Below are 11,572 nucleotides of genomic sequence, written 5' to 3' on the forward strand. Positions count from 1 at the left end.
AATAATTTAATTATTGGCACGGTTTATGAATATCTCCGGGCATAACTGTAATGCTGGAGAAGCAGATGAACCGTTTTATTATGGCCGATGCCAGTAAGTGTATTGGTTGCCGTACCTGTGAAGTGGCGTGCGTGGTTTCCCATCAGGCGGAGCAGGACTGCGCGTCGCTTACCCCTGACACGTTTTTGCCGCGCATCCACGTCATCAAAGGCGTGAATATTTCCACCGCCGCCATCTGTCGCCAGTGCGAAGACGCACCGTGCGCCAACGTCTGCCCGAACGGGGCGATTAAACGCGAGAAAGGCTTTGTGCACGTGATGCAGGAGCGCTGCATTGGCTGCAAAACCTGCGTGGTCGCCTGCCCGTATGGCGCGATGGAGGTGGTGGTCCGTCCGGTAGTGCGCAACAGCGGTATGGGACTGAGCGTGCGCGCGGACAAAGCCGAAGCCAACAAATGTGACCTGTGCTACCACCGCGACGCCGGCCCGGCCTGTATGGAAGCCTGCCCGACGCACGCGCTGGTCTGCGTTGATCGCGACAAGCTTGAGCAGATGAGCGCCGAAAAGCGCCGTCGCGCGGCGTTCGACACCTCGTCATCGCTGCTGTTCTGAACCGTATGAGCAGCAACGGCGTTCAGCTGCGCGTGCGCGGCAAGGTGCAGGGCGTCGGGTTTCGTCCCTTCGTCTGGCAGCTGGCGCAGGCGCTTCAGTTGACCGGTAACGTCTGCAATGACGGAGAGGGCGTGCTGGTGCGCCTCGTGGGTAATGGGGGGGCCTTTACCGCGAGGCTGCATCAGGACTGCCCGCCGCTGGCACGCATTGACCGCGTGGAAGCGCAGCCGTTTACCTGGGCGCACGTACCGGAGGACTTTACCATCCGCCACAGCGCGGCCGGGACGATGGACACCCAGATTGTGCCGGATGCCGCCACCTGTCCGGCGTGTCTGGCTGAGATGTGCGACCCACTCGAACGCCGTTATCGCTATCCGTTTATCAACTGCACCCACTGCGGGCCGCGGTTTACCATTATCCGCGCCATGCCCTATGACCGTCCGGCCACGGCAATGGCGCCGTTCCCGCTCTGTGGGCCGTGTGAAGCCGAGTACCGCAATCCTGCCGACCGCCGTTTTCACGCCCAGCCGGTCGCCTGCCCGGACTGCGGGCCCGCGCTTATGTGGCGTGCGGGCGACATGACTGCTGAGCGCGAGGCTGCTCTGCGCGCAGCGGTAGCGATGCTGAAAAGCGGCGGTATAGTCGCGGTTAAAGGGCTGGGTGGCTTTCACCTCGTCTGTGACGCGCGTAACCCGCAGGCGGTCGCGACGCTTCGGTCACGCAAGCAGCGGCCCGCGAAGCCGCTGGCGGTGATGATCCCGCATGCGGATGACCTGCCGGAGATGGTTCAGGCGCTGCTATGCTCACCCACCGCACCCATTGTGCTCACGCCAAAAGCCTGGCTGCCCGCGTTACCGGAAGGTATCGCGCCCGGTCTGGATTCCGTGGGCATCATGCTTCCTGCGAACCCGCTGCAGCATCTTCTGATGATGGACTGCCAGCGACCGCTGGTGATGACTTCCGGCAACCTTAGCGGCAGGCCGCCTGCCATCACCAACCGGCAGGCGCTGGATGAGCTCAGCGGCATCGCGGACGGCTTCTTGCTGCACAATCGCGATATTCTTCAACGAATGGACGATTCGGTGGTGGATCGGGACGGCGCGATGCTGCGCCGGGCGCGCGGTTTTGTGCCGGATGCCATCACGTTGCCTGCGGGATTCGATAATATCCCTGCCACGTTATGCACCGGTGCGGAGATGAAAAACACCTTCTGCCTGGTGCGTGGCAACCAGGCGGTGCTGAGCCAGCATTTTGGCGATCTCGGTGACGAGGGTGTCGAAGCGCAGTGGCGCGGCGCGCTCTCGACGATGCAGGACATCTACGCCTTCGAGCCGGAGCGCGTGGTGTGCGACGCCCATCCGGGGTACCGTGCGCGCCAGTGGGCGCAGGCGCAGGGGCTGCCCGTTGAAACCGTGCTGCACCATCACGCCCACGCGGCGGCGTGCCTGGCGGAAAACGGCTGGCCGCGGGAGGGCGGAGATGTTATCGCCCTGACGCTTGATGGGATCGGCATGGGTGAAAACGGCGCGCTGTGGGGCGGGGAGTGCCTGCGTGTCAACTATCTCGAGTGCGCGCATTTAGGTGGCCTGCCTGCCGTTGCGCTGCCGGGGGGCGATCTGGCGGCGCGGCAGCCGTGGCGCAACCTGCTCGCCCAGTGCCTGGCATTTGTCCCTGACTGGCAGCAGTACCCGGAAACGCGCGCGGTACAGCGTCAGAACTGGCCGCTGCTGGCGAAGGCTATCCAGCGCGGCGTCAACGCGCCGCGGGCGTCGTCATGCGGTCGCCTGTTTGATGCCGTCGCCTGCGCGCTGGGTATCGAAACCCAATCCTGGGAAGGTGAAGCGGCCTGCAGGCTGGAAGCGCTGGCGGCACAGTGCAACGGCGTCGAACACCCGGTTACGCTGTCGGTGGAAGACTTCGCGCTTTTCTGGCAGCAGTGGCTGAGCTGGCAGGCAGAGCCCTGCGAGCGCGCGTGGGCGTTTCACGACGCGCTGGCAAAAGGGCTGGCGGAGCTCGCTGCGTTCCATGCCCGGCGCTTATCGCTGTCGACAATCTGTCTCAGCGGCGGTGTGTTGCACAACCGTCTGCTGCGCGCGCGCCTGCGTCATTACCTTTCTGACTTTACGCTTCTTTTTCCTTCGCGCCTGCCCGCAGGTGACGGAGCGATCTCCTTCGGGCAGGCGGTGGTCGCCGCTGCCCGGTCATGTTTACAAAGGACTAAAAATGTTACGACTGTTACGCAATGAACCTCGCGCCGCGCTCCTGCTGCTGGCTCTGGTAATGGCAAACCTGCTGGCCTGGGGATGGGCATGGCACACCTTTAGCGGCAGCACGGCGCTGATGGCGGCAAGTCTGCTGGCGTGGTGTTACGGGCTGCGACACGCGGTGGACGCTGACCACATTGCCGCCATTGATACCGTGACGCGTAAGATGATGCAGCAGGGCAAACGCCCGTCCGGCGTGGGGGCGTGGTTCTCGCTGGGCCACTCCACCATCGTGGTGCTGGCCTCCATTGCCATCGCCGCTACAGCCACGGCGTTTCAGAAAAACATGGAATGGTTCCACGAAACTGGCAGCCTGATTGGTACCGCCGTTTCCGCGACCTTCCTGCTGGCGATGGCGCTGGTGAATATGGTGATCCTGCGCGGCGTCTGGCGCAGTTTTCAGGCGCTGAAACACGGCAGGCCCGTGCAGGGCGATATCACGCTCCCTGCCCAGGGCGGCGTCATGAACTGGCTGTTTGGCAAGACCTTCCGCCTCGTCAATAAAAGCTGGCAGATGTACCTGGTCGGTTTCCTGTTTGGCCTCGGCTTTGACACGGCCACCGAGATTGGCGTGCTGGGGATCTCTGCCGCCAGTGCTTCCAGCGGGATGTCGGTGTGGTCAATTATGATCTTCCCGGCGCTCTTCGCCAGCGGCATGGCGCTGGTGGATACCCTCGATAACCTGTTGATGGTCGGTGCCTACGGCTGGGCGTTTAACAAGCCGCAGCGCAAGCTCTATTACAACATGACCATCACCGGCACCTCCGTGGTGGTGGCGCTGTTTATCGGCGGGCTGGAAGCGCTGGGTCTGCTGATGGATAAATTTGCCCTCAGCGGCGGCGTCTGGGATCTGATTGACGCGGTAAACGACAATCTGGGCAACGCCGGGTTTGTGGTGGTCGGGCTGTTCGTTGCCTGCTGGCTGATCTCCATGGTCAACTACCGCTGGCGCGGCTACGACGCGCTGGTGGTGCGATCCTGAGCAGGGGGTAGCCAGGCGCGGGTAAAATCAAGCCAGCCGCTGGCGGTCAGCACAATGTCCTGCACGTTTTCCAGGGTGTTAAGACGGTAGCGGTAGTGGAAAAGCGGCGTACAGGCGCCGCTTTCCAGCAAGGAATGAAAGAAGGAGGGCAGGTGATTATTCAGGGTCTCCTCACTTTCACAATAACCCATCAGTTTCTGCTTCTCTTCTTGCCAGGTGTCCTCGCCTAAGGCCGTGGCCCACGCAGGCTCATCAAAAAACCACTCCACCAGGGCAAAGCCTGGCAGTTCACCCGCCAGATAGTCACCCAACAAAAGATCGGCCTGATCCAGCGCGTTATGACCATGCCACTCTTCGCGATCTTTCCATTTCACCGTCACGTTGCAGCTGTGCTTTTTCAGGCGCGCGCGCAGAATATCGGCCAGTTCGCACAGTTCAGGTGTGTGGTAGCAAACCAGCGAAAGCGTGGCGGGAAGCATCGCTTCCGAAGCCTGCGGGTATTGCGGTGGTGTCAGGCCTGGCAGTATTTCCGTTTGGGTTTCTAAATCATCCCGATGGAGAAACTGTTGATGAGTCATGCTCTGAATTTCCTGACGTAGCCAGGCCGCAAGCGGCTCGGGTAACCTGGCGTTTACCATTAGCCAGGCGAATCCGCCGCTGGTGGACGTTACCGCTGCCTGCGCATTTTGTCCTTTCCCGACGGTGATCCACGCCGGCTTTTGCGCCTCCGTACGGGTTCGCCAGAACTCTATCGCATGCAGTAGCGGATGGGCAGCAAAATACCAGGGCTGGCGCTCCAGGCGCAGGTAGTGAGAATGGTGATGCGCAATGGCAAAGGGCCCGGCACCGATGTCCGGTTGCTGTGGATGTGGCAGGCGGCATACGTGGTGCGCGAGACGATGCGCCAGCATCGCATCGGGGATGGTCAGCTGTATCTCCAGACACCAGGGGGCAATAAGCAACGCCCTGCAGACGTGAGTCAGACCTGCATTGCGTGCCGGATCGGCCAATACCTGTTGCAGCGCAATGAGGATATCTTCATCGCTGATAGCTTGCCCATTGTGCCAGTGCGCACCGCTGCGCAGGTAAAAACGCCAGCGGCGTTTGTCTTCGTTGAATTCCCAGTGATGGGCTAGATCAGGTACTGGATGCGGCTGACCGGGCATGTAGCGCGTTAATCCCGCGTGTACGGCACAGATAATGTGCTGCTCAGCGCGACGACGCTGAAGCGCCGGATGAAGCGACGTCAGTGGACGATACCAGGGAATGCGCAGGGTTGGCTGGTGCTTAAGCCACTTTCCGCCTAAAAAGGGTGTGATGATGTGATGCAGGCTGGCTGGATCGCCATCAGCCAGCTGCAGCGCGCTCTGGTAATCCCCCTTCTCCAGGCAGGCGTGCATCAGAGGGGCGCTGAGTTCGCTGGTGGTTGTCAGGCAGTGCAAGATGGCGCGATGTCCCCGTCCCGGCTGAGCATTCCAGCTTAACCATCCGCTCTGCGCCAGCTGGCGCAACAGGGTACGTGCATGACGTTCACTGCACAGCGCCACCTCGGCGACTTCAGCGATAGTCGTCGGCTTTGGCTCTGCGCCAAAGTGTTGATAAAGCCGTTGATACTGACGGATTTTCTGAAGCTGGCGCATGTCGACGTACCCAGGATAAAAGGTGGATGGTGAGAGTGTAGGTTTTTTTGCGGAATAATTAAGGTCTGGATTGATAAAGTGTTCCGGTTTTGTTCCCCCTCCAGCGCGGAGAGGGAACCGGATTATGCAGCGTCAGATTTCAAGCTGTGCCCGAATCTTTAGCGCAATGCTTTCTGCCTGCGGGCCCAGAATAACCTGCGCATTCTGCGTACCCATTTTGAGAATACCTTTCGCGCCCAGCGATTTCAGCACGGGCTCATCCAGCACGCTGTTATCAACGAGCGTCAGGCGCAGGCGGGTAATGCAGGCATCGACAATCCTGAGGTTGTCTTTGCCACCCAGTGCCGCGATGTATTGTGCGATGGCTTCGCTTTGATCGTCAGAGTTACCCGCTACAGCCTCGTCGTCTTCGCGGCCCGGCGTTTTCAGCTTAAAGAAGCGGATCGCGAAGGTGAATACGACAAAGTAGATCGCGAAGAACAGCACGATCAGTGGGATCAGGATCCACGGCTTAGTAGCCAGTCCCCAGTTGAGAACGAAGTCGATAAGCCCGGCAGAGAAACCAAAACCGTGCAGTACGCCGAGGCTGTTGGTGATCACCATGCTCACGCCCGCCAGCATCGCATGCAGCGCATACAGAGCAGGGGCAAGGAACAGGAAGGAGAACTCGATGGGCTCGGTAATGCCGGTCAGGAAAGCGGTCAGAGCCACGGAAAGCAGCATCCCCCCTACGGTAGCGCGACGTGCTTTCGGTGCGGCGAAATACATCGCCAGCGCGGCACCCGGCAGGCCTCCCATAAAGATCGGGTAAGCCCAGGCCATGTAAACGCCTGCATGCGGGTCACCGGCAAAGAAGCGGTTAAGGTCGCCACGGGTCAGGTCGGTTGCAATCTGCGTGATGCTGGAACCGTCAATACCCGGTACAGCACCGCCAACCACCAGCCCTTTTACCACGTCAGGGGCCAGACAGATATTGTGTACCGCGCTGGCGGCATCGTAAGTCACTTTCAGGCAGTCGCCGAGGCTAAACCAGAAGACGGAGTGCAGAATGTAATGCAAACCGAAGGGGATTAGCGCGCGGTTCAGGACACCATAAATAAACCATCCCGGTTCGCCGCTGCGAGAGACAAACAGGCTGAAGGTATCAATACCGTGCTGCACGGAAGGCCAGACATACCCGCAAATCCAGGCGATGAACAGGCAAATAAGCCCGGTTACGATCGGCACCAGGCGTTTGCCCGCAAAGAAGGCGAGAAAGTCCGGAAGTTTGGTGTTTGAGAAACGGTTGTAGCAGTGACCCGCGACGACACCGGCAATGATCCCGGCGAAGAAGGACATGTTAATGGATGAGTTTATGACGGCCGTGGCTTTGGTAAGCACCAGAAAACCCACCGCCCCTGCGAGGGCTGCAGCACCGGCGTTGTCTTTTGCCAGACCAATGGCGATCCCTAAGGCAAACAACAAAGGTAGACTGTCAAAAATACCGCCACCGGCGCTGGCTATAAACGGAATATTAAAAACATCAGGCTGCCCGAGGCGTAATAATATCGCTGCAACGGGCAGGGTGGCGATTGGCAACATCAGGGCTTTACCCAGACGTTGCAGATAACTAAATGCGTTAATGAGAGTGGATTCCAAAAAGGACTTAATTCACGACGAAAAATAACACCTTTTATTTTAATGCGAAAGTCCCTGTAATAAAAATGTGATGCGGAATAAATTAATTTTTATTATATTTTATCAGCGAATTGTTCACGGCATAAACAATGATGAAGTAACTAATTTGTTCCGGTTTTAACCTGATCGTGCTTCAGTTATCACGTTTACTCACCGGCATCATCAGTTCTCGCAGGCGCTCTATGCGCGCCTCCGGGCTGAGGTAGAGCCAGCGAAACAAAATATGTTCTGATTTTTTAGCCTGTTTAAAATAGGCGGAAAGGTAGTTGAGTTCTTTGCTAAAGGTGGTCATGGGATGTCTCCGGCTAATGGGTCTATTTTTAGGATAAGCCGAAAACAGGGAATAAAACAGGCTGGTGTTTATCAGGTGTTCCGTATTTAAATATTGATGGATGTAATGGTTAAGGGATTAATGGTGATGATTTATCTTATTTGTATTTATGTCCTGAATAGAATTCGCAAAAAAAAGCCCCGGGACATCGGGGCTACGGATAATATAATCCAATGGTTAAGTGAGCGTGGCAAGAGATTACGGGTTACGCGGGCAGCGATTTCAGCAGAGCGAAAGCCTCCTTCATCCGATCTTCGCTAACCACAAAGGCGCGTACCTGACCTTCTGCGTCAGAGCCGCGTGCAACCATTCCGTGAGGTTCAATGGCAATCTGCCAGCTCAGATCCATGCGCTGCGTCTCCCCCGCAAGATGTAACGGTAACTCTGGCGTTTTAACCTTCACCAGCATGGCGGGGAGTTTCAGCGGTGCGCTGCCGCCGAGCAGGTTTTTCGCCAGATACATGGCGCTCAGCTGTATCGGCTGCAGGAAAGGCAGCACCTGACCGTTGATTTCAGCGCAGTCGCCTAACGCGTAAATATCGGGCTGCGTGGTTTGAAGGTAGCTATTTACCTTCACGCCACGGCCTGTTTCGGCGCCTGCACGATGCGCCAGCGCAGTTTCCGGGCGCAGGCCCGTCGCCGCGATAACCACATCCACCTCAACGCTGCGGCTGCGGTCGAGCGTGGCACGAATACCGCCTTCGGTTTTGCGCAGGCTTTGCAGCTGCGATTTCAGCAGCAGATGCACCCCCATGTCGGTCAGACGATGCTGTAAGCGACTGCTTACTTCTGCGGGCATCAGCGACGACAGGATGCTCGCCGCATGGTCGACCAGGGTAACGGCTTTGCCTGCCCGGCTGAAATCCATCGCCAGTTCGGTGCCTATCAGTCCGCCGCCGACAATCATCACGCGCTTTGCGTCGCGAAGCGCAGTTTCGCTGGCCTGATACGCCTGCTGGCTGTTGAGCGTGAGCATCAGCTCGCGGCCCTCAACCGGCGGCAAAAACGCGGAGGCTCCCGTGGCCAGCACCAGCCTGTCGTACTGCCAGGTTTTCTCCTTCGCTTTCACCACGTGTGCGGCGGCGTCGATATCGGTGACCCAGGTGTACGGAAACAGACGCAGGTTGAACTGTTCAGCGAACTCCCCAGCCGTCTGGCGGGTGAGGTCTTCGGCGCGCTGATTCTGGCTGATGACGTGGCTTAGATCAGGCTTGTTGTACTCGTCCATGCTGTCGGCGGCAATCACCGTCAGCGGCACGCTGGCATCTTGCTTGCGGATGTTTTTCACCAGCTGACGGGCGGCAAAGCCCGAGCCGATGATGACGATACCGTTGCTCATTTTGCCTCCGTACCCAGTTCGTCAAAGACGTCCTTACCGAGGGAACATTCCGGGCAGAGGAAATTGTCCGGCACGTCGCGCCACGGCGTGCCCGGGGCAACATCCTGCAGCGGTTCGCCCAGGTCAGGATCGTAAATCCACTGGCAGACGCTGCACTGCATGCGCGGGCCGAGATCGGCGGCTGCCGCGGCGGCACAGGCGCAGGCTTCCTGCTGTTCGGGTGCTTTTGCCGCCACTTCCGGCAGCGGAGCGAGCGCCCACTGACGGGCAATGTCGCGACCGTGCTGGCGACAGATCTCCAGGGCGTCGATATCCGGGCGCCACTTGGCCTTCAGGCTCATGGACATCTCAAAGCCCGCATCCTGTAAGCGGGTGGAGAGACGGTCTACCGCGCCGCCGCTCCAGCCGTGGGAGCCAAAGGCGCTGGCGCGCTTGTTGCGAAAGCGCAGGCCTGTCATCTCTTCTACCAGACCGGCAATTTTCGGCATCATCACGTTGTTCATGGTGGAGGTGCCCACCAGCACGCCCTTAGAGCGGAACACGTTGGTTAACACCTCATTCTTATCGCTGCGCGCCACATTGAAGATTTTCACCGCCACGTTCGGGTCCACTTCGTTGATGCCCTGGGCAATGGCGTCCGCCATCATGCGGGTGTTGTTGGACATGGTGTCGTAGAAAATAGTGATGCGGTCTTCCTGATAGTCCGCCGCCCACTTCAGGTACAGCTCGACGATCTGGGTGGGGTTTTCACGCCACACCACGCCGTGGGAGGTGGCAATCATCTCCACCGGCAGGTTGAAGCCGAGGATTTCGGTGATTTTCGGCGTGACCAGGCGGCTGAACGGCGTCAGGATGTTGGCATAGTACCGCTGGCACTGCTCGAACAGCTCTGTCTGATCCACTTCGTCATTAAACAAACGTTCGTCGCAGTAGTGCTGGCCGAAGGCGTCGTTGCTGAACAGCACCGCGTCACCGGTCATGTAGGTCATCATGCTGTCCGGCCAGTGCAGCATCGGGGTTTCCACGAAGATCAGCTGCTTGCCATTACCGATATCCAGCGCGTCGCCGGTTTTCACGGTGTGGAAGTTCCACTCCGGATGGTGGTGGTGGCCGTTGATCGAGTCGATGGCGTTGGTGGTGCAGTAGACAGGTGTGTTCGGGATGTAAGACATCAGCTCGGTCAGCGCGCCGGCGTGATCTTCTTCCGCGTGGTTGATGATGATGTAATCGATGGTGTCGAGATCGATTTCGCTGCGCAGGTTCTGCACGAACTCGCGGCTGAACTTGTGATCGACGGTATCGATCAGCACGTTTTTTCCTTCGCGGATGAGATAGCTGTTGTAGCTGCTGCCGCGCAGCGTTTTGTATTCCGTCCCGTGGAAATCGCGCACTTCCCAGTCACGTTGACCGACCCAATGAATGTTATTTTTAACCAGAATAGACATAGCAACCTCTACGTGATACAGCATTTTCAAATAAGATGGTTTGCTTTTATCAAGTTGCGTGCCAACTTTTAATTTATTGATTTTAATTAATTAATATTTTTATGATCCGTAATGGGTAGTCATTATGACTATCCAAAGCAGTGTCACTATGACAACATGCATTGTCAAAATGACAGCGAGGCAGACATGAGCTTTTCCGTAGACGTGCTGGCGAAGATCGCCATTGAGTTGCAAACCGGTATTGGCCATCAGGACCGCTTTCAGCGGCTGATCTCCTCGCTGCGCCACGTGCTGGCGTGCGACGCTTCGGCGCTGCTGCGCTACGAAGGACGGCAGTTTATTCCCCTGGCGATCGACGGCCTGGCGAAGGATGTGCTCGGACGGCGCTTTACCCTTGAAGGCCATCCGCGTCTGGAAACTATCGCCCGCGCGGGTGACGTGGTGCGCTTCCCGGCGGACAGCGACTTGCCCGATCCGTACGACGGGCTTATTCCCGGACAGGAGAGCCTGAAGGTACACGCCTGTATCGGCCTGCCGCTGTTTGCTGGGCAGAAACTGATTGGCGCGTTAACCCTCGACGGCCTGTCGCCGGACCAGTTCGACACCTTTAGCGATGAAGAGCTGCGTCTGATTGCGGCACTGGCCGCCGGGGCGCTTAACAACGCGCTGCTGATTGAACAGCTGGAGAGCCAGAATATTCTTCCCGGCAGCCCGGCGGCGTTTGAGCAGATAACGCACACAGAGATGATTGGCCTCTCTCCGGGCATGGCGCAGCTCAAAAAAGAGATTGAGATTGTTGCCGCCTCAGATTTGAACGTGCTGATCTTCGGCGAAACCGGCACCGGTAAGGAGCTGGTGGCGAAATCCATTCACGAAGCCTCGCCGCGCGCGGTTAACCCGCTGGTGTACCTCAACTGCGCCGCGCTGCCGGAAAGCGTGGCGGAAAGCGAATTGTTTGGTCACGTTAAGGGAGCGTTTACCGGGGCCATCAGCAACCGCAGCGGCAAGTTTGAAATGGCCGATAACGGCACGCTGTTTCTGGATGAAATAGGCGAGCTCTCTCTGTCGCTACAGGCCAAACTTCTGCGCGTATTGCAGTACGGCGACATCCAGCGCGTGGGGGATGACCGCAGCTTAAGAGTGGATGTGCGCGTGCTGGCGGCGACCAACCGCGACCTGCGTGAGGCGGTGCTGGCCGGGCAGTTCCGCGCCGACCTGTTCCACCGCCTGAGCGTGTTCCCGCTTACCGTGCCGCCGCTGCGCGAGCGCGGGGACGACGTGGT

At 58.6% G+C, this 11,572-nt stretch carries 9 protein-coding genes; 4 read left to right on the forward strand and 5 right to left on the reverse strand.

What is annotated here, in order from left to right:
* The first annotated feature begins 65 nt into the window (after window positions 1-65).
* Genes hydN through DOU50_RS09865 form a run of 3 tightly spaced genes read left to right on the forward strand, consistent with a single transcriptional unit; the run spans window position 66 to window position 3,857 of the window.
* Window positions 66-611, forward strand: coding sequence for an electron transport protein HydN (gene hydN / locus DOU50_RS09855; RefSeq protein ID WP_029739520.1), 546 nt, complete (start codon window positions 66-68; stop codon window positions 609-611).
* Window positions 612-616: 5 nt separating this feature from the next.
* Window positions 617-2,857, forward strand: a complete 2,241-nt coding sequence (gene hypF, locus DOU50_RS09860) for a carbamoyltransferase HypF (protein ID WP_148769292.1) — start codon at window positions 617-619, stop codon at window positions 2,855-2,857.
* A complete protein-coding gene (locus DOU50_RS09865; protein WP_061714561.1) occupies window positions 2,835-3,857 on the forward strand; it encodes a HoxN/HupN/NixA family nickel/cobalt transporter in 1,023 nt (340 codons plus the stop codon). Before hypF ends, DOU50_RS09865 begins: the two co-directional genes overlap by 23 nt.
* Here DOU50_RS09865 and DOU50_RS09870 read toward each other — a convergent pair.
* From DOU50_RS09870 to norV, 5 genes are all read right to left on the reverse strand, one after another.
* Complete coding sequence (locus DOU50_RS09870; RefSeq protein WP_148769293.1) at window positions 3,830-5,497, reverse strand: SgrR family transcriptional regulator; 1,668 nt, start codon at window positions 5,495-5,497, stop codon at window positions 3,830-3,832. The two genes, DOU50_RS09865 and DOU50_RS09870, sit on opposite strands and share 28 nt — an antisense overlap.
* Before the next feature lie 132 nt (window positions 5,498-5,629).
* Entirely contained in the window at window positions 5,630-7,135 is a 1,506-nt protein-coding gene (gene nagE, locus DOU50_RS09875; RefSeq protein ID WP_228117525.1) for an N-acetylglucosamine-specific PTS transporter subunit IIBC, read from the reverse strand.
* Between the two features lie 172 nt (window positions 7,136-7,307).
* Window positions 7,308-7,466 (reverse strand): hypothetical protein, encoded by a 159-nt coding sequence (locus DOU50_RS23680; RefSeq protein ID WP_162837374.1) that lies wholly within the window; start codon window positions 7,464-7,466, stop codon window positions 7,308-7,310.
* 244 nt (window positions 7,467-7,710) lie between these two features.
* Window positions 7,711-8,844, reverse strand: a complete 1,134-nt coding sequence (norW, locus tag DOU50_RS09880; protein WP_148769294.1) for an NADH:flavorubredoxin reductase NorW — start codon at window positions 8,842-8,844, stop codon at window positions 7,711-7,713.
* Window positions 8,841-10,289: an anaerobic nitric oxide reductase flavorubredoxin gene (gene norV / locus DOU50_RS09885; protein ID WP_148769295.1), complete on the reverse strand. Its 1,449-nt coding sequence runs from the start codon at window positions 10,287-10,289 to the stop codon at window positions 8,841-8,843. The genes norW and norV overlap by 4 nt, the downstream gene beginning before the upstream one ends.
* Before the next feature lie 186 nt (window positions 10,290-10,475).
* Here norV and norR point away from each other — a divergent pair.
* Window positions 10,476-11,572: nitric oxide reductase transcriptional regulator NorR (gene norR, locus DOU50_RS09890; RefSeq protein WP_148769296.1), on the forward strand; the 1,097-nt coding region annotated here is incomplete at its 3' end.

This window comes from Enterobacter sp. C6 (assembly GCF_008122455.1).
Lineage (GTDB): Bacteria > Pseudomonadota > Gammaproteobacteria > Enterobacterales > Enterobacteriaceae > Enterobacter > Enterobacter pseudoroggenkampii.

Bases quoted from the DNA above. Each gene is read 5' to 3' on its own strand.
- hydN (WP_029739520.1), top strand. From the start codon at position 66: ATGAACCGTTTTATTATGGCCGATGCCAGTAAGTGTATTGGTTGCCGT.
- hypF (WP_148769292.1), top strand. From the start codon at position 617: ATGAGCAGCAACGGCGTTCAGCTGCGCGTGCGCGGCAAGGTGCAGGGC.
- DOU50_RS09865 (WP_061714561.1), top strand. From the start codon at position 2,835: ATGTTACGACTGTTACGCAATGAACCTCGCGCCGCGCTCCTGCTGCTG.
- DOU50_RS09870 (WP_148769293.1), bottom strand. From the start codon at position 5,497: ATGCGCCAGCTTCAGAAAATCCGTCAGTATCAACGGCTTTATCAACAC.
- DOU50_RS23680 (WP_162837374.1), bottom strand. From the start codon at position 7,466: ATGACCACCTTTAGCAAAGAACTCAACTACCTTTCCGCCTATTTTAAA.
- norW (WP_148769294.1), bottom strand. From the start codon at position 8,844: ATGAGCAACGGTATCGTCATCATCGGCTCGGGCTTTGCCGCCCGTCAG.
- norV (WP_148769295.1), bottom strand. From the start codon at position 10,289: ATGTCTATTCTGGTTAAAAATAACATTCATTGGGTCGGTCAACGTGAC.